Source organism: Ignavibacteriales bacterium (assembly GCA_016709765.1).
GTDB lineage: Bacteria > Bacteroidota > Ignavibacteria > Ignavibacteriales > Ignavibacteriaceae > IGN3.
The window spans coordinates 186159-210125 of record JADJMD010000009.1 but is presented as its reverse complement, the minus strand read 5'-3'; the positions used below and the strand labels follow the sequence as shown (position 1 = coordinate 210125).

Sequence of the window (23967 nt, the reverse complement as noted above, 5' to 3'; positions counted from 1 at the left end):
CCTTTTAAATAAATATTTATAAAAATACTTTATTCTTCGTACCAGCTTACGACTCTAAAGTATTTTGTGCTAGGAAAAAATGGTGGTCTAACTTTCGTAAATCTTTGGTCATATTTATGAACGTAACTATAACCGTTGGTAGGGATACCGGAACTATTGTATTTTGCCGTAGCTTGTACATTCTGTCCAATTATTCCACCAACCAAATTCATTTTGTAAGCTGCGGGGTACGAAGCATAATCCTGAATAACAAGTCCATCTTTTTGTGAAAATATCGAGCTATGTATTGTGATATCACCTCGGGTAATATCCTTTGTTACAGTTACCTTGTTTTCAGCAACCATACCAAGCATGTCATCACAGGCTGGATTGGTTAATGGATCTTTTTCATAGGTAATACTGTTAGTAATAAAAATCTGACCAGCACTCGCATCTCCTTTTTGCGATGCAACTATTGTAGCTCTACCATTTAAGGTTCCTTGAACATTTAAATTCCCTTTTTCAACATAAATTACACCATTTGGTGCTAATGTTGTTAGGGGAACAGTACTATATCCAGTATAAGCACCTGATCCAAGTTTGAGTCTATACTTTACATTACCATCTGCCAAAAAATTTAAATCAACAGTAGTGACTTTACCAGAATTAGTTGAATCTCTGAAAATCTTACCATTATCATAAGCCGCCGTCCTAATTACAGAAGTATCAAAAGTAAGCGGAACTGGTTCAGTAATTTTAGTACCACCAAAAAATTCAGGATGGGAACTTGCGTTATAAAGTTTAATTCCTTTTGAAGTGGTAACTGGACCTAAAAAGACTGGATTGTAATAACAGTTTACCCAATCATTTGCATGAAACCTTCCTGAAAAAGTATCACCAGTTGCTGCCCAAACACTTCCAAATACATTGTAGAAGTTTCCAAAAAGAGCAAAATTTTCTGGTTCTAACAGTATCTCAACCTTTTTAGAAACACCATTGTAAGTTCCAACTGATGTTATTCTTCGGCTATCCCAACCAACAGTGTCTATATCAACATCGTATGACCCATCCGCAAAGGAAATATTGGAAAATCCAGCCATCCAGGTTTTGTTAAGATAAAGTTTATTTATTGCCATATTAGCTCCGCTAATCGCAATACTTTGAGCTCTTGTAACGCTATAATAATCAGAAAAATTTTCTGTTATGGTTACACTATTATTTAGAATGTTTCTTCCAAATAATGCAAATAAAGCACTAAATAACATTACAAGTATTACGGATATTTTGCCGCCCATTGTGTGTACCTCTAGTTTCTTTTTAAATTTTTTGATGTCACAGTTAATCTACGCCAGAACGCTTCAGTGTATTTTTCATCAAAAGCAAATGGATCTTCTACTCTGAAGGATATTTTTATATAAGTCGCCAATCCCGGTGAGGCAAGGGGCGTTGCTAGTGAATCATATAAAGCACCAAGATATTGAAACTTAAATTCTGTAATATTATTACTAACTATATATGGTAAATCAGAGTTAACTTTTCTATATAAAATCCTATCTCTCGGATTCGGAGTGTTGTTTAAAACACTAGTAGCACTCACAAAATAATATACAGTATCATAATCACCATCTCTATCAACATCAAAAACTATTTTTATTGAAGAAGTGTCTGCAAGTGTAACTTTTGGATCATCATTCATATTCATTGGATTAGCGCAATATCCAATTTTATTAAAGTCACCATCAACGATATTTGCAACGTTAACTACTTCAACTTGAAGATTCACGTCATGGCCTGTTGCATTATCTACAGCATAAACATTTTCATTTAATTTTAATAGATTTAGTAATAGTATACCCCCGATAATTGTTGCGCCTACTATATCTAATATTGTTGTGTAACCCATTACAATCCTTTACTTCTTTATTCTAATAATGTCCAAAAACTAAAAACGGTTGTAAGTTTAACTGTATCCATCATAGCCGAACTAATTACAGAAACCGTCATTTTTTTATGATAAGTCTTTATACCTGAAGTAACATCCGGGTTTGCATCAGATACATAAACAACCTTCGAACGTATTTCAAAAATTGTTGCGGCACCAGTCTGTGGATTTTTTAATGAGAGTGAGTCCGGATAATACAAATTGTTATAGTCATCAAAATCATTAAAATCAGGATAAACTTCACCAGTTTCTTTGCCAAGGGTTGTTGAGAAATCCGACGCACTAGTTATTGTTTTGGTAGTATCTAATGCTACAGCATCAAATGCTTTATCCTTAGCTTCTTCTATTAGCGAATTTGCCAAGGATGTGGCAACAATTCCAAATTTTGAGTTATATGATGCTTGAGCTGAAGTCAAATGAATGCTATTAAATCTTAAAACTAAAAATGATAGCAACATCATTGCACCCATTGCAAGCATTGTCTGTCCCGTATTCATTCTATTAAACCAATTTTTTAAATAATTAGAGAGATAGTTTCAAGTTTCAAGCCAAGAAACATTGATAATTCTTGTCTTATTAAATTAGATGAGATTTATTTTATGTATGAATTTGAGAAAATTGGTGCTTTCAAAGATTTGATTACAGATTATTTTGGATGTTTGTTTTTTTTCTGACAAGTAGTGAATCACTGACAAGATTAATCCCAAATGAGGCGGTAATTTTTACATAACTTCTTTACTTATAAAAACTTATGATGATATATACTATGGAATTTTAGACAAACAAATCCTAAATTAGAATTAGAAATGATTCAATATTTAAAAATAATTAAATACATCAACTTTAAAATAAATTGGAGGCTTATATGGCTTTTTCATTAAATAAAATTATGCTTATTGGTAACCTTGGGCGTGATGTTGAAACCCGTTTTACTACTGGTAATGTTTCTATCTCTAATTTTTCTATGGCTACTACAAATGGATATAAAGGAAAAGATGGGAACTGGGTTAATGAAACAACCTGGCATAACATAACGGTTTTTAATATGTCGGATTATATGAAAGAAAACTTAAAAAAAGGTCGTAAGGTATACGTTGAGGGAAGATTGACCAAACGTGATTACACTGATAAAGAGGGCATCAAACGTTACTCAACAGATGTGATTTCAGAAAAAATAATTCCTTTAGATAGTTCCAGTGACGGCAGCAATTATTCGGAAAATAATGCTTCTGATCAAGGTGCAGTAAATGAAATGCCTCCAATTGAATCAAATGATGATCTTCCGTTTTAAATGTTCTAAAAATAGGATTTGATAATATTTGGATCTTGATTGGAGTATTAAACTTGTTTTGATTTTTTTTCTACTTCTGAGCTCGGCTTTTTTTTCCGGCTCAGAAGTAGCCTTATTTTCATTGGATAGAAAGCAGCTTGAATCTGGTTTGGATAAATCAGGTTTCATCTATCGCTACTTAACAAATCTTATAAATTTTCCCCGAAGACTTCTTGTTACAATTCTGATTGGTAATACACTAGTTAACGTTGCGGTTTCAATTGTTGCTGTTTCTTTAGCTATGGATGTTGCTGCTTATTTTAATATGTCCATGGATATTATTTTAGTAATACAGATAGTTGTAATTACAATTTTGATATTACTATTTGGTGAATTGTTCCCAAAAGTCATTGCTTCAAAAAATCCTTTTGCATTTGCAAAATTTATTGCCGTTCCATTAAATCTTTGCAGTATCATGATCTATCCTATTGCAGAATCAATAACTGAAATAATAAAAATCTCTTCATCCAAACTCAGCTTTGATAAAAGTAAATCTGCTTTAACAAAAGAAGAGTTGATCGATCTTGCCAATATCGGAAAAGAAAAGGGCACTATTGAAGATGATGAACATTCACTAATAAGCAGTTTGGTTTCATTTGCGGGACTAAGCGTTAATGAAGTTATGACTCCCAGGGTTGATATTAAAGCTGTTTCAGTTGATGATGATTATGATAAAATTGTAACCGTAATTACCAAATCCGGACACAGCAGGATACCGGTTTATATGGATAGTATTGATGAGATTGTTGGAGTTATTTTTGCAAAAGATTTGCTTCTATTTATAAAATCACCTGAGTTAGTTAAAAACTTCTCGCTGAAATCGTTGATAAAAAAACCCTTGTTCATTCCCGAAACCAAATTAATTAATGAGTTGCTAAAAGAATTTCAAGAAAAGAAAGTACATCTTGCCATTGTTGTAGATGAGTACGGTGGAACTGCCGGATTGATTACATTAGAAGATATTATTGAAGAAGTTGTTGGTGATATTTGGGATGAGTTTGATAAAGAAGAAAATCATCTCATAAAAATTGATGACAATAGATTTATGGCACTCGGTAAAACAAAACTTGAAGAAATAAATGAAACACTTGGTGTTAATATTTTAGTTAAAGACGATGATTATGATACACTTGGTGGGTTTATTCTTAGCAAAGCGGGCAGTATCCCTAAAGACAATTTTACATTTATTGATTATGGAATAAAGTTCGTTGTTAATGAAGTTCAAAACAAAAGAATAAAAAAAGTTATACTAGAAAAATTAAATACTGCCGCAGATAATTAGTATTTTAGCAGAGTAAAAATAATAATAAATAAGTGCTGAAAGAATTTTATGAAAGATGAAAGAAAAACTGAAATAAGAGTGGGACTTACGGTTCTTGCGGGGATTTTAGTTTTTATTTGGATTTTAGGTTGGGCAAAAAATTTCTCTTTACAATCAAATGAACAGTTAATAAAAGTCAGATTCACCAACGTTTCGGGTCTTGAAATTGGAGATCAAGTAACTGTTAATGGTTTGCGAAAAGGTTATGTTAAAGAAATGTTAGTTGAACCAAATAATGTGGTTGTTGAGCTTTCTGTTGCAAATGATATACAATTAAAAGAGGATGCATCTTTTGCGATATCGATGTTGGATTTAATGGGTGGAAAAAAAATTGAAGTTTTTCCTGGAACTTCATCAACATCTTTTAATAAAAACAATATTAGTATTGGAACTTTTTATGCAGATATTCCTTCAGTTATGTCATTGTTTGGGTCCGTACAGGATGATTTAGTTGCAATCCTAAAAGATGTTAAAGTTTCTCTTCACTCTTTAAACAAATATGTTACTGATGAAAAAATGAATTCGGATGTTAAAACATCATTATCAAATCTGAGCCAGCTAACTGAAAAGTTAAATATAATGCTTTCCGAAAATAGAAATGATATAAGATCATTATCTAAAAACGCTATGGAACTAACTGAAACCAGTAATAAACTTCTTTCAAGTAACAAAGAAAACATAGATCAGCTTTTCGTTGATCTAAAAAATGTTTTTCAAAAAAGTGATACATTACTTACCGATCTGAATAATCTAACAAAAGAAACCACGAATCAACAAAACAATGTTGGAAAACTTTTGTATGATGAGAATTTAATTAATGATCTTAAAAAAACTCTTAAGCAAGTTAATGATCTCACATCCATTCTTATTGAACAGCTTAAAAATGATGGTATAAATGTAGATGCAAACATTTTCTAAAATTATTCTTGTATTATTTGTAAATATACTTCTTTCTTCAAGTTTATTTTCTGAATCAAAAGATCCTGTTCGTGGAAAAAATGGAATGGTTGTCTCAGCAAGTGAATTAGCCACTAAAGTTGGTGTGGAAATTTTGCAGAAAGGCGGTAATGCGATTGATGCTGCAGTCGCAGTTGGGTTTGCACTTGCAGTTACCTATCCATCTGCAGGAAATATTGGCGGCGGTGGATTTATGGTTATACATTTAAATGATGGAAAAAACACAGCGATAGATTACCGAGAAAAAGCTCCGTCGGGTGCAAATGAATTTATTTTTCAAGATTCTTTAGGAAATTTCTTGCCTGATAAAAGTCAATTTGGTGTAACTTCATCCGGTGTGCCTGGAAGTGTTGCAGGTTTAATATATGCTCTTGAAAAATATGGGTCGTTAACATTGGCTGAAGTTATTCAGCCTGCAATTGACTTAGCAAGAAATGGATTTGAGCTGGAGTATAGACTTGCAAAATCTATAGAGTATGAACTTGAATATTTTAATCAATACGAATCATCAAAAAAAATATTTAGTAAAGATGGAAATGCATTTGTTGAGGGAGATTTATTTTTTCAAAATGACTTATCTAACACTTTAGAAAGGATTAAAAAAAACGGTACTTCAGGATTTTATTCCGGTAAAACTGCTGAATTAATAATAAGTCAAATAAAACAACTTGAGGGAGTTATAACACTTGATGATTTAAATAATTATAAGCCTATTGAACGAAACCCGATTTTAACTGATTACAAAGGTTATAAAATAATCACAATGGGCCCACCTAGCGGCGGTGGTGTTACTCTTATTCAAATGCTTAATATTTTGGAAAACTATTCATTTGAAAAAGTTGAATGGGGTAGTAGCGAATATTTTCATAAACTTATTGAAGTGATGAAGTTTTCTTTTGCAGACCGTTCCAAACATGTTGGTGATCCTGACTTTTATAATGTGCCAATAAATTGGTTGGTATCTAAAAAATACGCAAAATATATTAGTGATAAGATAAAAATTTATGCCATCCCATCGTCAGAGATTTTACCAGGTGATGAAAATTCTTATTCAGAAAGTGAAGAGACCACTCACTACTCTATAGTTGATAAGTTTGGAAACGCTGTTAGTACAACAACAACAATTAATTCTTCTTTCGGCTCTAAAATCGTTGTTGAAGGTGCGGGATTCTTGTTGAATAACGAAATGGATGATTTTAGTTCAAAATTAGGCGAACCAAATCAGTTTGGATTGATTGGAAGTGAAGCAAACAAAATCGAGCCAAATAAAAGAATGCTCAGTTCAATGTCTCCAACAATAATATTGAAAGATGATAAACCATTTATGGTAGTTGGATCGCCCGGCGGTTCAACAATATCAACAGTTGTACTTCAAGTTATTCTTAACGTTTTAGATTTTGGAATGGATATTCAGCAAGCTATTGATATGCCTCGCATTCATCATCAATGGCTGCCGGATGTAATTAATTATGAAAGATTTGGTTTAAGTTTAGATGTGATTCAATCACTAAAAAACAAGGGACATATTGTTGGTGAAAATAGAACTCTTGGCAGATGTGAAGGAATTGTAATCGATTATGAAAATAAAGTGTTTTATGGTGCTACCGATCCACGTGGTTATGGGGCAGCAATTGGTTATTAATCAGAGAATTAAATGGTAATCGGAATTGGAATTGACATAATCGAAATTGAAAGAATCAAAAGTAGCATTGACCGCTTCGGTGAATCATTCCTAAACAAAATTTATACACAGAATGAGTTGGATTATTGTCTTGCAAAGTATAATAAGTATCAACATCTTGCAGCAAGATTTGCGGCTAAAGAAGCTATTTATAAGGCGCTTGCTACGGGTTGGGAAAAGGCAGCAACCTGGAAAAGTATGGAAATAACTAATGAACCAAACGGTTTACCCGTTGTTAAATTTTTTGGTAAGTTAAAAGAGTTTTTTTCTGATGATAAAGATATAAAGATATCACTGAGCCACTCTGATAATTATGTAACTTGTGTAGCAATAGTTTTTAACAAAAAATAATCTCTTCCCATCATTTTAATTATTGAAAAACAGAAATCTAATTCGTAGTTTAATACCTATAAAATAAGCGTATAATGGAAAAAACCTGGTACAAAATATTTAATTACGGCACAATTGCAATTGCATTCATATTAGCAGGATTACTTTTAATAGATATGGTTAGAGGAACTTACGAAATGATTCCAAGATCATATTATTACCCAATATTAGTCGTTGTAGGGGTGATTTTTGTTTTACGAATTGTTATCAGATATTATTTAGTACAAAATTCTAAAAAGCAAACTAATTGAGGTGTATGTCTTCGAACGATCGATACCCACAAATGGAAAACTCAATTCTAAAGTTCTGGTTTTAAATCAAAGCTACGAGCCACTATCTGTCTGCAATATTCGAAAAGCCGTTGTACTTATTTATTTAGGCAAAGCAGAAACTGTTTTAAATGATGAAAGAAAATCTTTACACTCAGTTGATAAAAATTATCCCTGGCCGAGTGTTATCCGTATTAGCAAATTCATTAAACTGCCTTATAAAAAAGTTGTATTAACAAGAAAAAATATTCTCAGAAGAGATGCTTATAAATGCGCTTATTGCGGCAGAGCAGATATTGCGCTTACCGTAGATCACGTTTTTCCAAGAGGCCGGGGCGGAGATGAATCATGGGAAAATCTTATCACAGCCTGTACTCATTGTAATAATCGTAAAGGCGATAGAACACCTGAAGAGGCAAATATGAAAATGTTATTTAGACCTTTTAAACCAAGCCATATTTTATTCATTAAAAATGTTGTTGGCAGGCTTGATGAGCGTTGGAAACCTTATCTTTATCTTTCCTGAAAATTACACTCTTTATTATTATCTTTCGTGGTAAATTATTCACAATATTTTTGTTAAATGGCTAAAAAACGAATTCTAAGTGGAATGCGACCAACAGGTAAATTACACATCGGTCATTATGTTGGTGCATTAGAAAATTGGGTTAAGCTTCAAGATGAATATCAAAATTTTCACCTTATCGCAGATTATCATGTTCTAACTACAAATTTAGATACAAATGATATTTATCAGAATTCGATTGATATGTTAATTGATTGGTTAGCTTGTGGTTTAGATCCAACAAAAAGCCCGATGTTTCGACAATCACAAATTAAACAACATGCCGAATTACATTTGATTTTTAGTATGTTGATAACAACTAACAGACTTGAGCGCAATCCGACTGTAAAAGATCAGATTAGAGATTTGAAGATTGAGAATGTAATTTACGGTCATTTAGGATATCCCGTTTTACAAACTGCAGATATTTTATTGTATAAAGGAAACGCTGTACCGGTTGGTGAGGATCAAGTTCCGCATATTGAAATATCAAGAGAAATTGCTCGAAGATTTAATAATCAGTATGGCGAAGTATTTCCAGAGCCCGAACCGTTATTGACAAAATTTTCTCGATTAGCCGGTCTAGATGGAAATGCAAAAATGAGTAAATCTTTAAAGAATACTATTCTTCTTTCTGATGATGTTGAAACAGTTAAACAAAGAATGAAGAAAGCATCAATTGATCCTAACAAGCTAAAAAAGGAAACACCTGGAAATCCAGATGTTTGTACTGTATTCTCTTATCATAAAAAATTTAACGCAGAAAATATAAATGAGATTGAATCAGATTGTAGAAATGGTGCAATTGGTTGTTTTGATTGCAAGATGAAATGTGCTGCAAAGATTTCTAATTTTCTTGAACCTATTATTGAAAAAAGACAGTATTATGAAAGTAGGATTGATAAAGTAAAAGATATTCTTCAAGATGGTGAATTGAAGGGAAGAAAAGTTGCCGAGGAAACGATGAATGAAGTGCATTTAAATATGAAGTTAGGCTAATGTATAAAATAAAATTAGATCAGTTTGAAGGTCCGCTGGATTTACTTCTCTTTTTTATAAAGAGAGACGAGCTGAATATTTATGATATTCCTATTTCAAGAATAACTGGAGAGTTTTTAGAATACGTAAATCTTATTAAGTTAATGGATCTTGAAGTTGCTGGTGATTTTATTTTGATGGCTTCTACACTGATGCACATAAAAGTTAGAATGCTTTTACCACGTGAAGTTGATGAGCGTGGTGAAGAAATAGATCCTCGTGCTGATTTGATCAAGGCACTGTTGGAATATAAAAAGTACAAAGAAGTGGCAGAAGATCTTACATATTTTGAATCGAGCCAAAGAAAAATAAGTTTTAGAGGAGATTTTTCTGAAGATTCTATGGAAGCTCCACCTGAGTTTGAAATACTCTTAAAAAATATTTCGGTATTCGATTTGGCAAAAGCTTTTAAAAAAGCTATTGAAGGAATCAAACCTCAAGTTGTTCACGAAATAAGAAAGATAAATGTCTCTATAGACGAGCAAATAAAATATATATTAAGCCGTGTTCTTGAAAAAGGTGAAATACATTTTCTAAGTTTAATTCATGGTATGCAGGAAAAAATAAGAATCGTTATAACTTTTGTTGCATTACTTGAATTAACCAAAATGGAGCAAATAGGGATTAAAGAATCACCTGAATTTAATGATTTTGTAATTTATGGTATTTCAAATGGATAAAACATATACATCAATTATTGAAGCTTTAATATTTTCTTCAGATGAACCAATTTCTGAAAATGAAATTATCCGTGCTATAAAAGGAATTGACGGCGAAGAAATTGAAATCAATTCTTCAGATATTCATTTAGCTGTAGAAGAACTGAACAATAAATATGAGGCAAATGAAAATTCGTTTAAGATAAAGAAAATTGCTAATGGGTTTATTTTTGCAACAACAGAGATAAACGCAAAGTATGTTGGTTTTCTATCATCCGAAAAATCCAAAAGAAGATTAAGCCAGGCTGCGTTGGAAACTCTTGCTATCATTGCGTATAAACAACCTATTACAAAACCGGAATTAGAACAAATACGCGGAGTTAATTCTGATTACATCTTAAACACACTTTTAGAGAAAAATCTAATTACAATTACAGGTAGGGCAGAAACAATTGGCAGACCGTTACTTTATGGAACAACAACAGAATTCTTAAAGTATTTTGGATTGTTTAATTTAAGTGATCTTCCAAAGCCACGTGAGATAGAAGAGATTATGAAGGATGAAGATTTTATTGAACAAAAAAATAAAATAATGATGAACTTAGTTGAAGAAACCCTCGAAAAGGAATTGGAAAGCTCAGAAGAAAATAATGACGAGACTGAATAAATTTATTGCTGATAGTGGCATAACTTCCCGTAGAAAAGCAGAAGAATTAATTTTACAAGGAAGAGTTACAGTAAATAAAAAAGTAATTGATAAGCTTGCTTTTAATATAGATGTGGAAATTGACGAAGTAACAGTCGATGGAGAAAAAATTAAACCTGCCGATCACGTTTATTATCTTCTTAATAAACCAAAAGGTGTTGTAACAACAACTGATGATGAAAAGAAGAGAATGACTGTAACGGATCTTATAAAATCCAAACAAAAAATATTTCCTATTGGTAGATTAGATTATAATACAACCGGCGTTTTAATTTTAACAAACGATGGTGAGTTTACGCAGAAATTGATCCATCCAAAAAATAATATTATACGTGAGTATGAAGTTAAACTTGATAAAGAACTTGCACCGGAGCACGAAACGGCATTGTTAAAAGGCGTTTTTATAGATGGTACACGCGGAAAATTTATTGCTATCAAATATGGAAAGAAAAAAGATAGAAAAAACATACTTGTGCAATGCACTGAAGGTAGAAATCATTTTGTAAAAAAAATGTTTACGACTATTAATTACACAGTAGAAAAATTACACAGAAGCAGTTTTGCAGGAATTGTTCCTGACATTCCAATTGGATCATACAGAAAGTTAACACAAGATGAAATTAAAAGATTATCTAAATAACACTTTTTATATTTTTGTAACTTCGTGTTTTCTTGCAACAATTATTTCTGCACAGGATTCAACAAGGATTAAACAAGATTCTTTGCCGCTTTTTTCATATTCAACAATTTCAGAATTAAGTCAACAGCTAGATGATATTTTTAATGACAATAGTTTTAGAAATGCAAATTGGGGTGTTGTTATTCAATCACTTGAAAACGGCGAATATTTTTATAAAAGAAATGAAGATAAATTTGTTGTACCTGCCTCTAATCTAAAATTATTTACAAGTGCCGCTGGATTATTATTACTAGGTAGTGATTATAGATTTTCTACAAATATTTTTATTAATGGTCATCAATCTGGCTCAACAATATATGGCGATTTAATTGTTCAAGGCAGAGGAGATCCAACAATATCCGGAAGATTTTACAATAATGATATAAATTTTGTTTATGATACCTGGATCGATTCTTTAGTTGATTTAGGAGTTACAAATATCAATGGGAACATAGTGGGTGATGATAATTTATTTGATGATATTGGATTGGGTAATGGCTGGTCTTGGGATTATGAAACTGACTGGTATTCAGCTCAATCAAGTGCCATTTCTTTTAACGACAACTGTGTTGATATCACAATTCATTATGATTCAAAGTATGATTCTGTCATCGTTACATCAAATCCTAGCTTAAGAAGCATAGTGATATTAAATCATGTAATTGCAGCAGCAGGTAATGAAAAAACTAATATAGAAGTAAACAGGGAACGCGGGACGAATGTAATTACTGTTTCAGGCAAATTTAGAAAAGACGCAAATGATTTTGTTACCTATGCCACTGTTTTAAATCCGACTCAATTTGCGATGATTGTTTTTAAAAATCGGTTAGAAAAAAGAGGAATAAGAGTAAATGGTTATGCGATTGATATTGATGATTACGAAAGAGTAATTGATTATGACGACCTTGAATTATTATTTGTAAGCTATTCAGAAAATATTAGTGAAATTATTAAAGTGATTAATAAAGGAAGCCAGAATTTTTTTGCTGAGCAGTTATTAAAAACAATTGGATTGGAAAAACTTGGATTTGGTTCGATCATAAATGGTATTAATGCTGCAAAAGAAATATTTGCGGAAATCGGACTTAATCCGGAAAATATTATTATGGTTGATGGGAGTGGTTTATCTCATCTAAATATGGTTACGCCAAGGCAAGTTGTTGAATTGTTAAAATATATGTACTCAAATAAAAGGGCCTATTTCGATTTTTATAACTCTTTACCAATCGCAGGTGTTGATGGTACACTTGGTAATAGAATGAAAAATACTACAGCTGAAAATGTAGTTCGGGCAAAAACTGGGTATATAGGTCACGTGCGGAGCCTGTCCGGTTATGCAGTAACAGGGGATAATGAACCAATTGTGTTTTCAATGATCGCGAATAATTTTAGCGTACCTGTAAAACTTGCAGATAATATTCAGGATCTTGTCTGCTTACGATTAACAAATTTTAGGAGAAAATAACTTTGGAAAATAGTGCTCAACCTACAGTTAATGAATTAATTAAAAGAAGATACGAAGAGCTTGAAGAATTAACTTTAAAAGGATTTGAAACATTTGCTTACTCTTTTGATGTGGATTCTGATTCAAAAAAAATTAAAGACTCATTTGTTGTGGGATCAGAAATGAATGTTAGGATTGCCGGTAGAATAATGGCAATCAGAAGAATGGGTAAAGCATCTTTCGCTCACATTCAAGATCATACCGGCAGAATACAAGTCTATCTTAAAAGAGATGAAATAGTAGAATCATACGATGCATTCAAGTTGATGGATATTGGAGATATAGTTGGTGTCGAAGGTTTTGTCTTTATAACTAAGACTGGGGAAACTTCTGTTCATACAAGAGAATTGAAATTATTATCGAAATCATTGCAGCCTCTACCAATAGCAAAAGAAATTATAAATGAACAAGGTGAAAAAATTATCTTCGATCAATTTGCGGACAAAGAATTAAGGTACAGAAGAAGATATGTAGATTTGATTGTTAATCCAGATATAAAAGACGTTTTTATAAAAAGAAGTAAAATTATTTCTGCTATCAGAAGTTTTCTTGATTCAAGTGGATATTTGGAAGTTGAAACACCAATTTTACAGCCACTTTATGGAGGTGCAGCAGCACGCCCATTTGTAACTCATCACAACGCGCTGGACACAGAATTGTATTTAAGAATTGCAGATGAACTTTATCTTAAGCGACTGATTGTTGGCGGTTTCAATGGCGTATATGAAATTTCTAAAGATTTTAGAAATGAAGGAATGGATCGTTCACATAATCCGGAATTTACAATGATGGAACTTTATGTGCCATATAAAGATTACAATTGGATGATGGAATATGTTGAAAAAATGATTGAACATGTTTGCAACAACGTTTTTAATACTTTATTATTTAATGTTGATGGAACCGAGATAAATTTTAAAGCTCCTTGGAAAAGATTATCGATGATTGAAGCAATTAAAAATAAAACTGAGTTGAACGTTTTAGATTGCTCTATGGATGATTTAAAATCAGCTTCCAAGAAAGTTGGAATTGATGTTAGTACAATTCATTCCCGAGCAAAATATATTGATGAGTTATTTAGCGCTACAGTGGAACCAGAATTGATACAACCTACTTTTATCATTGATTATCCGCTTGAATTATCTCCACTTGCAAAAAAACATCGTACGAAAGAAGGGGTTGTTGAAAGATTTGAAGGGTATGTTTTTAGAAGAGAAATTTGTAACGCTTTCTCTGAATTGAATGACCCGATAGATCAGCGAAACAGGTTTGAAGATCAAGTAAAAATGAGAGAAGAAGGCGATGATGAAGCGCATCAAATTGATGAGGATTTTATACGCGCTCTAGAGTTTGGTATGCCTCCAACTGCTGGTTTAGGAGTTGGAATTGATAGATTAGTAATGTTGTTTACAGATCAACCTTCAATTCGTGATGTAGTATTTTTTCCACAGATGAAACCGGAAGTTAAAAGTTAATTCTGGAATTGTTTATTGACTTATATAATAATTTAATATTGTTTAATTAATTACATAATATTTGAAGTATTTGGAGCAAACTAATGTCATTTAAATCTGTAAAGTTTCCTTATCTGTTATTTACTGCTGTAGTTGGAATTGTCCTTGGAGTGTTTTTAGAAAAAGCATTTTCTGAAGATAACCTGCGTGATAGCATCAGAAAATTTAACGATGTATTAACCTTTACTGAAAAATATTATGTAGAAGAAGTTGATACTCAAAAGTTAGTTGAATCCGCAATAAACGGAATGTTAAACGAATTAGATCCACACTCAGTTTATATACCACCAGCACAGTTTACCCAGGTTGAAGAATCATTTCGTGGTGATTTTGAGGGGATAGGAATTGAATTCCAGATTGTAAATGATACCCTTACAGTTGTGTCTGCAATTTCTGGTGGACCGAGTGAAGCATTAGGAATATTATCAGGTGATAGAATTGTTAAAATTGATGATCAGGATGTAATTGGAATTACAAATGATGATGTACGAAATAAACTTAGAGGTAAAGCAGGTTCAGAAGTTAAAGTTTCTATTGGCAGAGTTGGTGTTGCAAAACTCATTGATTACAATATCGTAAGAGATAAAATTCCATTGTATTCGGTTGATACTCATTTTATGATGGAAAATAATACCGGATACGTGAGTGTTTCTAGATTTTCTGAAACAACTTATGATGAATTAGTTGATGCGTTGAATGATTTAAATAAAAATGGTATGCAACGGGTTGTTGTTGATTTACGTGGTAACCCTGGAGGTTATTTAAATCAAGCAGTTAAGATCAGTGATCTTTTTATAAGTGGAAAAAAGAAAATTGTTTATACTGAAGGCAGAAGAAAAGAATTTGATGAAGTTTATTATGCATCACAATCTTCTCCGTTTGAAGAAATTCCTTTAATAGTTCTGATTAATCGTGGAAGTGCTTCTGCTAGTGAAATTGTTTCTGGTGCCGTGCAGGATTGGGATCGTGGTTTAATTGTAGGCGAAACATCATTTGGAAAAGGACTCGTTCAAAGACAATTTGATTTATCTGATAATTCTGCATTACGTTTAACGATTTCACAATATTTTACTCCAAGCGGAAGACTTATCCAACGTGATTATAAAAGCAAAAAAAATAAAGAAGATTATTATTCGGAAAGAGACACTACGGAAGAAGAAGGTGACAACATCAACCATACTGTTGAACAGGATTCTGTTAGACCTGAATACAAAACGGGAAAGGGAAGAATCGTATATGGCGGCGGAGGTATAACTCCGGATTATATTGTTAAATCAGAAATGGTTACATCTTATACGCAAAATCTTTTAAGAAATAATTTATTTTACACTTTTATTCTTTCTTATTTAGATAAGAATTCTGCATCTATAAAAAATAAGTTTAATAATGATTTAGTATCGTTTAGAAATAATTATAAAATAAGCGATGATATACTTAAGAACTTTATTGAGTTTGCAAAGAATAAAGACGTTGCTTTTAATGAAGAAGATTATTTAAAAGATAAAGATTATATATCATCTAGATTGAAAGCCCAGGTGGCCAGAAATTTTTGGAAGAATGAAGGCTGGTATTCAGTACTCTTGAATCAGGACAACCAACTAAATAAAGCACTTACACTTTTTAATGAAGCAAAAGATTTAGCAAAATTAAAATGATAAGGTATTTATCAATTTTGATTTTAGTAGTTTTTTTATTTTTTCTTTTTGGATTTTCAGTATCAAAAGATCACTTAGTTTTAGAATTCAATCCAAAAAAGATAGAGGTTGGGGAGGAAATAACTTACGTTGTTAAATATCTTGCTTTTGAAATTGGGGAAATAAAACTAATTGTTCAAAAAGAGCAAATTGAAGGTAATGATACTCTCTACAACGCCATCGCATATATTAATTCGTATGAAGGGATTCCATTTGTAGATTTGCATCAAATTTATGAAACAAGATTTGATACAAAACAAATATCGCATTACTTCAAAGGCTCAATTCTTTCTGAAGATACAACTTATACAAAATATTTCTTCAACAAGGATAAAAATAATATCCGCATTATTAAAGGAAGAGAAAGAACAAATGATATTTGGGCTGACTCAATAATAAATTATGAACGCAATTATCAAGATGGACTTTCTTTATTTTATTTTGCAAGGTTGAGAACCGGACAGCAAAAAAAAGTGAATGTTCCTGTCTTTATTAATGAAAAGCATGAAAAAACTTACATAAACTTCTATAGTGATGTTGAGGATATGGATATTGACGCTGTTGACTACGATATATCTTGTGTTAGGTTAGATGGCGAAACAGAGTTTAGAGGAATCTTTGGTTTGACTGGTTACTTTGAAGGATGGTTTTCAAATGATCTGTACGCTGTTCCGATTGTTGCTAAGATGCAAGTTCTAATTGGCAGCATTACTTTGGAATTAAAAGAATGGAAGAAAAAAGGATGGATGCCTCCGAAGTATCAAGATTAAAAAACTATGAAAATGAATTAAAACTTTTTCCTTATCAGGATTTATTTCCTGATTTACATGAATCTGTTTTTCTTGCTTCGGGTGTAAAAATTGTTGGTGATGTAAAGATTGGTAAAGATTCTAGCATTTGGTATAACACTGTTATTCGAGGTGATGTTCATTACGTTAAGATTGGAGAAATGACAAATATCCAAGATTGTTCTATGCTTCACGTAACCAATGGTAGATATCCATTAAACATCGGCAATAAAGTAACAATTGGGCATTCAGTAAAGTTGCACGGCTGTACTTTGCAGGATTTATGTTTAATAGGAATTGGTTCAATAATTTTAGATGGAGCTTTAATAGAATCAATTTCTATGGTTGCTGCAGGTGCAGTTGTAAAACCGAATTATGTTGTTCCATCTGGAAAATTGGTTGCTGGTGTACCTGCAAGAGTGGTTCGTGATCTTACACAAGAAGAGATAAATGATTTAGAAGCCTCTGCAAGACGATATAAAAAATACACTGAAATTACAGCTGATTCATTAAACAAAATGAAAAATAAATAAGAGTTTTGTTTTGAAAAACTTGCGCGTTTATTCTGTCTTAAAAGAACTGAAGAAAAAAAAGATCCACGATTTAGTAAAATCATTGTCTACTGATCTACAATTTGAAGTATCCAATCTCGAAATAAATTTTATTTCAGCAAAGTCGATTTTAAGTATTAACAAATCTTACTTAAAACACGATTATACAACGGACATCATTACATTTGATTACTCTGAGTCTGATAAGAATATTGATGGTGAAATATTCATTTCGATAGAAGATGCATTGTTTAATTCTAAAAAATATAAAGTTTCCCTTTCAAACGAGTTGAATCGATTGGTGATTCATGGAACTCTTCATCTTTTAGGTTATGATGATATTGTGATCTCCGATAAAATAATTATGAAACGACTTGAAAATATATTGCTTTCTAAGTTTAAATTTGTTTTATTGTAGTTAGAATTAAACATTGTTAGCAAAAGATTATTTTGATTCCCGACAAAAAAAATATCTTAACTTTTCAGATTATTTCTCGCACAAATTTACATCAGTTTATTTCTTTAATATTTCTATAGGAATAATTAATGAAGATTGATGACCTAATAAAAAAATATTTAGATGAAATTGGAAACATCAGACGTTATTCAGATAACACTATTAAATCTTATCGAACTGATTTAGAAGAGTTTAATAGATTTTGTTCTGATAAGGATAAAACTGATTTAACAAAAATTACCGAACGTTTTATCAAATCATACCTGATGGTTTTGAGCGAAAAGGATTTAGATAAGAAATCCATTGCCAGAAAATTAGCGGCAATTAGAAGTACATTTAAATATGCTTTTCAAAATGATATAATCACTGAAAATCCATTATCATTTATATCTAACCCTAAATCATTCAGAAAACTACCGGAAGTTGTTTCAACTAATTTAATCCTTCAAATTTATAAACTTGCTGATGAATTTGATGAAAATCCTGACCTCATTAAAGTGGTATTTGAACTACTTTATGGTTGCGCAATGCGTGTTAGTGAGCTTTGTGATTTAAAATTATCCAGTATTGATTTAAATAGAGCACAGGTTCGCATTTTAGGAAAAGGAAGTAAAATGAGAATTGTTCCTGTCGGGGAAAAATCAGTGCTAATCCTAAATAATTATTTAAATAAATATCCTGTTAAAAATTCAAATGATTACTTGATTCGCACAAAAAAAAATGATAAACTTTACCCAAGATTAGTTCATAGAATGATAAACAAGTACTTATCAAAAGTTTCTGATATAAAAAAGAAAAGCCCACATATTCTTCGCCATAGTGCAGCAACACATATGCTAGATAATGGTGCAGATTTAAGGGCAGTAAAGGAGATTCTGGGGCACGAAAACTTATCAACAACGCAAATCTATACTCATATTAGTATAGAAAGGCTTAAATCCACTTATAAAAAATCACATCCTAAATCTTAAACAACGGAGAATAATATGAATATCCAGATAACTGCCAGAAAATTCAAAGCTCACGACACATTAAAAGAGTATATAAAAGATGAACTTTCATCTTTAGAAAAATTTAACGATGAGATAATTAGCGCAGATGTTATACTCAGTTATCAAAACAATTCAAATAGTATTAAAAAAGTTGAAGTTGTTTTAAGTATTCCAGGCCAAACGCTTAATGCAGCAGATCAAACTGAAGATTATAAAACTGCTGTATCTTCTGTAACCGAAAAGTTGAGCAGACAGCTAAAAACTGTAAAATCAAAAAGAGTTGCTAAAGTAAGATGATTAAAATTGATCAGAATTCAATAAGTCGTAAAGAATGTATTACTGTTGGTTTTCTTTTCAAACATGCTCAAAGCATTTGTAGACTTACTCTAAAAACTTCAAATAATGATTTCGAAAAAAAAATTGTAGATCAAAATCTTCATCGGCCAGGGTTAGCCCTGGCTGGTTTTGTTGATTTGTTTTCATACACACGTGTTCAAGTGTTTGGTAATACTGAAATGCGTTATCTTGAGCAGCTTAGTGATGAACAAAAAATAGAATCTTTGGACAGGATATTTAAATTTAATATTCCTTGCATCATTCTTACTGATAATAATACTCCTTCTAAACTGCTGATTGAAAAATCAAACGAAAAAAAAGTTCCTTTGTTTACCACAAGTTATTCGACAACCAAACTGGTATACTTATTAAGTGATTTTCTCGATGATCAATTTTCACCCAGAATAACTTTACACGGTGCTTTTGTAGATGTTTATGGAGTTGGAGTTTTATTCGGTGGAAAATCCGGCATCGGAAAAAGTGAAGTTGCGCTTGACTTGATTGAACGTGGTCATCGTTTGGTTGCGGATGATGTCATTATCCTTACTAAAAAAGGCGAAAATATTTTGATGGGCTCGGGTTCAGAACTTGGTCATAAGTTTATGGAAATTCGTGGATTAGGTATTATTGATATTCAAAGTATGTTTGGTGTTAGAGCAATCAGATTTCAAAAAAGACTTGAAATTGTTGTTGAACTTGAATCGTGGGATGAAAATACTGAATATACCAGGACCGGATTAGATGATAAGTTTATAACAATAATGGATGTTGAAATTCCTTATATAAAACTTCCAATTATTCCTGGTAAAAACATTACAGTTATTTCTGAAGTGATTAGCTTAAACTATCTGCTTAAACATTATGGTCATGATGCTGCAAAAATATTTCAAGAAAGGCTTAATGAGAGAATAAAGAATAAAACCGGTTTGGATGATAGGGGAGTTGACTATTTTGAGCACGATTTCGAGTAATTTTTTGCTCAAAATAGATGTTGACAAAACAGCCCAAAATCTTTAAGTTGCCCCACCAATTATGAAGAAGTTTTACTATTTCTCTGAAAAAAGCCTTAACTTCCTTGAAATAAAGCACTTCAAGGAAAAAGCTGCTACAGTATTTATCGTTTCGGTATTGCTGTTTAGCTCTATTTTATTTGGGGTTTTTTACCTTATTTCAAATCTTTCCAGCAAGGATGAATATCTACAGTCATTAAAAAAAGAAAACGAATTGTTAAAAGGTCAATTTTTAAAACTTAATGATCAGTATGTTAGCCTTGAATCAGAACTGAAGTCTTTAAATGAAATAAGCAATGATTTGCGCTTGGCCGTTAATCTAACTCCAATTAGTGTTGAGCAAAGAGAATTAGGAGTTGGTGGAAGTACTCCAATTTCAAAACTTTATTATGAATTAGGCACTGATATTTCTGATGCAATTTCTGTGGCGGATAGAGTTACCAGAAAATTTGAATTTGAGAAAATTCAGTATGATGAAATTATCAACAAACTTCAGACCAATAAAAATTTGTTTGAATCAATTCCTGCTATTGTACCTTCTGAAGGAGAATATAGTAGTGAAAGTTTTGGAATGCGAATGCATCCAATTTTGCACATTAATAAAATGCATACCGGTATTGATATTATAACTGATATTGGAACTCCAGTAAAAGCGGCAGGAAAAGGTAAAATAATTTTTGTAGGAGTTAGAGGCGGATATGGTCTTGCAGTTGAGATTGATCACGGCTTCGGTTATCAAACAATCTACGCACATCTTTCATCTGTAAATGTTAAAGAGGGAACAATCGTAAAGCGTAATCAGGTTATAGCTAAATCTGGTAATTCAGGTTTATCTTCAGGCCCGCATTTACATTACGAAGTATTACACAATGGGCAAAATCTAAATCCATCTGAGTTTTTCTTTGATGAGTACAGCTATTTTGAATCTAATCACAGCAATTAATTTTTTTCGGAGGAATTAGAATAAATGATTTGGACAGTGGAACTTGCGGCTTATTTAGATGATGCTCCTTGGCCAGCTACTAAAGAAGAACTAATAGAATATGCCGAACGTATCGGCGCACCTTATGAAGTAATGGAAAACCTTAAAGAACTAGAGGATTCAGATGAACCATATGAAACCATTGAGGATATTTGGCCTGATTACCCTTCTGATGAGGATTTTTTCTATAACGATGAGGATGAATAATCTTTGGCGCCTTGAGCGCCTTTTTTTATGATTAATTTTCTTGATGAAATAACCGGGAATGATAAAGTAAAGTTTATTTTATCAAATATCTTAGTAAAGGGTAACATACCAAATGCATTATTATTTACAGGTACAGAAGGAATTGGAAAAGAAAACGCAGCATTAAGTTTTTCAAAAGCATTAAATCAATCACTTCTTCCAACAGAAATATCAGAAAAAATATTTACTCAGATTGACAACCTTTCTGAACCTTACATAAAATATATTTTGCCTTTGCCTAGAGGTAAAACCGAAACTGAACAAAATGATCCGTACGAAAAACTAACAGAAGATGAAATAGAACAAATAAATTCTGAATTCAAAAAAAAAGCTCTTAACCACTATTATAAGATTGAAATACCAAGAGCTAACTTTATAAAAATAAGCAGTATAAGAGATATTAAAAAATTTCTTTCTTTTAGTTATGACGATGTAAAGTATCGGATAATTCTTTTATCTCAGGCTCACTTAATGAATGAAGAAGCGCAGAATGCACTTCTCAAGAATTTAGAAGAACCGCCGGAAGGTGTAATATTTATTCTTTGCACTTCAGCACCTGAGAAGTTAAGAGAAACCATTCGATCAAGATGTTGGAAAGTCCATTTTCAACCATTAGAAAATATTGAATTGGAAAATATTTTAATAAATAAGTTTAAAATTGATTCATCAATTGCAATCGAAGTTGTTCCATTTTCAGGAGGTTCAACTCAAGCTGCCACATCATTAATTGAAAATGATTTTGAAGATCTGCTGGATAAAACCATAAAAATATTGCGATACTCATTTGGCAAAAAGTATAATTCTGCTTTTATGGAGTTTGAAGAAATGGTGAACGAATCAGATGTTACCAGAATAAAGTTAATTATAACAATGATAATAATCTGGCTAAATGATTTTCAAAAATTTAGATTACATAATCACAATAAGTTCTTCTTTTCAAAACAAATCGAAACTCTTGAAAAATTTAATTCTAAGTTTCCGGATGTAAATGTTGCCGCGGTAACAAACAGTCTTGATCGCATCGCATCAAGTTTTAGGAGCAATTTAAATCTTAACCTCGCCGTAAGTAATATCATATTTCAATTATCAAATCTAACAGCTTCAGTTAACAAAACTTCAACCTGAATCTTTAATATAATTTCTTTATTTTAGTCTAAAATCAAAAACAATTTTACTAAAGGTTATTATGAAAAAAGTAGTAATAGTTTCTGCAAAAAGAACCGCAATTGGATCTTTTAATGGCGCACTTGCATCATTTAGCTCAGGGCAACTTGGCAGCTTTGCCATAAATGCAGTTTTAGAGGATTCTAAAATTGATCCTAATTTAATTGACGAAGTTATTATGGGCAATGTTTTGATGGCTGGACAAGGTCAAGCACCTGCGAGGCAATCCGCTATTTTCGCAGGACTTCCAAACAAAACCGAATGTATGACAATTAATAAAATGTGTGGTAGCGGATTAAAAGCTGTAATGCTTGCTCAACAAGCAATTGCACTTGGAGACGCAGAAGTTATTATTGCCGGGGGACAGGAAAGTATGTCTAATGCGCCTTATCTTTTGCAGAATGCGCGCAATGGTTACAGGTTAGGACACGGAGAAGTTAAAGATTCCATTGTTTTGGATGGATTATGGGATTCTTATAATAATATGCACATGGGTAATTGTGCAGAATCTTGTGCAAAGGATTTTTCTTTTACGCGTGAACAGTTAGATAATTTTGCAATTGAATCCTACAAAAGAGCTATTGAGGCTAATAAATCGGGTAGATTCAAAGATGAAATTTATCCAGTTAAAATTTCATCAAAAACAGGAGAATCAATTGTTGATAAGGATGAAGAGCCTGGCAAAGTAAAATTTGATAAAATCCCTACTCTCAGACCGGTATTCGATAAGAATGGTGTTGTAACCGCAGCTAATGCTTCAAGTATAAACGATGGTGCGGCAGCATTATTAATTATGACCGAAGAAAAAGCAAAATCACTTGGTTTAAAACCTCTTGTAGAAATTGTGGCTCAAAGTTCAGCAGCAAAAGCGCCAATAGAATTTACAACCGCTCCGGCTGATGCAATAAATAAAGTTTTAAAGAAATCTGGATTGACAACCAAAGACATTAACCTTTACGAAATTAATGAAGCATTTGCTGTTGTGTCTTTGGTCGTTAACAAATTGCTTGGATTAAATTCTGACAATGTAAATGTAAATGGTGGTGCAGTCGCGCTCGGTCATCCAATCGGCGCAAGCGGAGCAAGAATTTTAGTAACCCTTATCCACGAAATGAAAAAGCGAGATTTAGAATATGGATTAGCTTCGCTTTGTATCGGAGGCGGAGAAGCTTCTGCACTAATTGTTAAAAATTATAAATAACAGGAGAGATTT

General features: G+C 32.0%; 27 protein-coding genes. 24 read left to right on the top strand and 3 right to left on the bottom strand.

Going from position 1 to position 23967, the window contains the following annotated elements; all coding sequences use genetic code 11:
- Positions 1-29 precede the first annotated feature (29 nt).
- Genes IPJ23_04875 through IPJ23_04865 form a run of 3 tightly spaced genes read right to left on the bottom strand, consistent with a single transcriptional unit; the run spans position 30 to position 2418 of the window.
- Positions 30-1274: a hypothetical protein gene (locus tag IPJ23_04875; protein ID MBK7630028.1), complete on the bottom strand. Its 1245-nt coding sequence runs from the start codon at positions 1272-1274 to the stop codon at positions 30-32.
- An 11-nt stretch (positions 1275-1285) separates the two neighbouring features.
- Positions 1286-1882 (bottom strand): hypothetical protein, encoded by a 597-nt coding sequence (locus tag IPJ23_04870; GenBank protein MBK7630027.1) that lies wholly within the window; start codon positions 1880-1882, stop codon positions 1286-1288.
- Positions 1883-1899: 17 nt separating this feature from the next.
- Positions 1900-2418, bottom strand: coding sequence for a hypothetical protein (locus IPJ23_04865; GenBank protein MBK7630026.1), 519 nt, complete (start codon positions 2416-2418; stop codon positions 1900-1902).
- 368 nt (positions 2419-2786) lie between these two features.
- Between IPJ23_04865 and ssb the strand changes: the two genes are divergently transcribed.
- The 24 genes from ssb (at position 2787) to IPJ23_04745 (ending at position 23955) form a co-directional block, all read left to right on the top strand.
- Positions 2787-3212 (top strand): single-stranded DNA-binding protein, encoded by a 426-nt coding sequence (gene ssb / locus IPJ23_04860; GenBank protein MBK7630025.1) that lies wholly within the window; start codon positions 2787-2789, stop codon positions 3210-3212.
- A gap of 28 nt (positions 3213-3240) precedes the next feature.
- Positions 3241-4533 (top strand): HlyC/CorC family transporter, encoded by a 1293-nt coding sequence (locus IPJ23_04855; GenBank protein MBK7630024.1) that lies wholly within the window; start codon positions 3241-3243, stop codon positions 4531-4533.
- Positions 4534-4581: 48 nt separating this feature from the next.
- A complete protein-coding gene (locus tag IPJ23_04850; protein ID MBK7630023.1) occupies positions 4582-5490 on the top strand; it encodes an MCE family protein in 909 nt (302 codons plus the stop codon).
- A complete protein-coding gene (gene ggt, locus IPJ23_04845; GenBank protein MBK7630022.1) occupies positions 5474-7171 on the top strand; it encodes a gamma-glutamyltransferase in 1698 nt (565 codons plus the stop codon). The genes IPJ23_04850 and ggt overlap by 17 nt, the downstream gene beginning before the upstream one ends.
- A 12-nt stretch (positions 7172-7183) precedes the next feature.
- Entirely contained in the window at positions 7184-7561 is a 378-nt protein-coding gene (gene acpS / locus IPJ23_04840; GenBank protein ID MBK7630021.1) for a holo-ACP synthase, read from the top strand.
- Between the two features lie 74 nt (positions 7562-7635).
- Positions 7636-7851 carry a hypothetical protein gene (locus tag IPJ23_04835; GenBank protein ID MBK7630020.1) on the top strand — a complete coding sequence of 72 codons (216 nt, stop codon included), beginning with the start codon at positions 7636-7638 and terminating at the stop codon, positions 7849-7851.
- Between the two features lie 22 nt (positions 7852-7873).
- Positions 7874-8395 (top strand): HNH endonuclease, encoded by a 522-nt coding sequence (locus IPJ23_04830; GenBank protein MBK7630019.1) that lies wholly within the window; start codon positions 7874-7876, stop codon positions 8393-8395.
- Positions 8396-8452: 57 nt separating this feature from the next.
- Positions 8453-9433: a tryptophan--tRNA ligase gene (gene trpS, locus IPJ23_04825; protein MBK7630018.1), complete on the top strand. Its 981-nt coding sequence runs from the start codon at positions 8453-8455 to the stop codon at positions 9431-9433.
- Complete coding sequence (locus IPJ23_04820; protein ID MBK7630017.1) at positions 9433-10152, top strand: segregation/condensation protein A; 720 nt, start codon at positions 9433-9435, stop codon at positions 10150-10152. Before trpS ends, IPJ23_04820 begins: the two co-directional genes overlap by 1 nt.
- Positions 10145-10798, top strand: a complete 654-nt coding sequence (gene scpB / locus IPJ23_04815) for an SMC-Scp complex subunit ScpB (GenBank protein MBK7630016.1) — start codon at positions 10145-10147, stop codon at positions 10796-10798. The genes IPJ23_04820 and scpB overlap by 8 nt, the downstream gene beginning before the upstream one ends.
- The gene (locus tag IPJ23_04810; protein ID MBK7630015.1) at positions 10782-11477 is read left to right on the top strand and encodes an rRNA pseudouridine synthase; all 696 of its coding nucleotides are present in this window, start codon (positions 10782-10784) and stop codon (positions 11475-11477) included. The genes scpB and IPJ23_04810 overlap by 17 nt, the downstream gene beginning before the upstream one ends.
- Positions 11452-12981, top strand: coding sequence for a D-alanyl-D-alanine carboxypeptidase/D-alanyl-D-alanine-endopeptidase (gene dacB, locus IPJ23_04805; GenBank protein MBK7630014.1), 1530 nt, complete (start codon positions 11452-11454; stop codon positions 12979-12981). Before IPJ23_04810 ends, dacB begins: the two co-directional genes overlap by 26 nt.
- Positions 12982-12983: 2 nt before the next feature.
- Entirely contained in the window at positions 12984-14495 is a 1512-nt protein-coding gene (gene lysS / locus IPJ23_04800) for a lysine--tRNA ligase (protein ID MBK7630013.1), read from the top strand.
- 83 nt (positions 14496-14578) lie between these two features.
- Complete coding sequence (locus IPJ23_04795; GenBank protein MBK7630012.1) at positions 14579-16189, top strand: S41 family peptidase; 1611 nt, start codon at positions 14579-14581, stop codon at positions 16187-16189.
- The gene (locus IPJ23_04790) at positions 16186-16998 is read left to right on the top strand and encodes a DUF3108 domain-containing protein (GenBank protein MBK7630011.1); all 813 of its coding nucleotides are present in this window, start codon (positions 16186-16188) and stop codon (positions 16996-16998) included. The genes IPJ23_04795 and IPJ23_04790 overlap by 4 nt, the downstream gene beginning before the upstream one ends.
- Entirely contained in the window at positions 16971-17549 is a 579-nt protein-coding gene (locus IPJ23_04785) for a gamma carbonic anhydrase family protein (GenBank protein MBK7630010.1), read from the top strand. The genes IPJ23_04790 and IPJ23_04785 overlap by 28 nt, the downstream gene beginning before the upstream one ends.
- A 10-nt stretch (positions 17550-17559) precedes the next feature.
- Positions 17560-17985 (top strand): rRNA maturation RNase YbeY, encoded by a 426-nt coding sequence (gene ybeY, locus IPJ23_04780; GenBank protein ID MBK7630009.1) that lies wholly within the window; start codon positions 17560-17562, stop codon positions 17983-17985.
- A gap of 128 nt (positions 17986-18113) precedes the next feature.
- Positions 18114-18995, top strand: a complete 882-nt coding sequence (locus IPJ23_04775) for a tyrosine-type recombinase/integrase (protein MBK7630008.1) — start codon at positions 18114-18116, stop codon at positions 18993-18995.
- A gap of 15 nt (positions 18996-19010) precedes the next feature.
- Entirely contained in the window at positions 19011-19313 is a 303-nt protein-coding gene (raiA, locus tag IPJ23_04770) for a ribosome-associated translation inhibitor RaiA (GenBank protein MBK7630007.1), read from the top strand.
- Complete coding sequence (locus IPJ23_04765) at positions 19310-20323, top strand: HPr kinase/phosphorylase (protein MBK7630006.1); 1014 nt, start codon at positions 19310-19312, stop codon at positions 20321-20323. Before raiA ends, IPJ23_04765 begins: the two co-directional genes overlap by 4 nt.
- 61 nt (positions 20324-20384) lie before the next feature.
- Complete coding sequence (locus tag IPJ23_04760) at positions 20385-21305, top strand: M23 family metallopeptidase (protein ID MBK7630005.1); 921 nt, start codon at positions 20385-20387, stop codon at positions 21303-21305.
- Positions 21306-21329: 24 nt separating this feature from the next.
- Positions 21330-21551 carry a DUF2795 domain-containing protein gene (locus IPJ23_04755; protein MBK7630004.1) on the top strand — a complete coding sequence of 74 codons (222 nt, stop codon included), beginning with the start codon at positions 21330-21332 and terminating at the stop codon, positions 21549-21551.
- 27 nt (positions 21552-21578) lie between these two features.
- Positions 21579-22715: a hypothetical protein gene (locus IPJ23_04750; protein ID MBK7630003.1), complete on the top strand. Its 1137-nt coding sequence runs from the start codon at positions 21579-21581 to the stop codon at positions 22713-22715.
- 61 nt (positions 22716-22776) lie between these two features.
- Positions 22777-23955, top strand: coding sequence for a thiolase family protein (locus IPJ23_04745; GenBank protein ID MBK7630002.1), 1179 nt, complete (start codon positions 22777-22779; stop codon positions 23953-23955).
- The last annotated feature ends 12 nt before the right edge of the window (positions 23956-23967 follow it).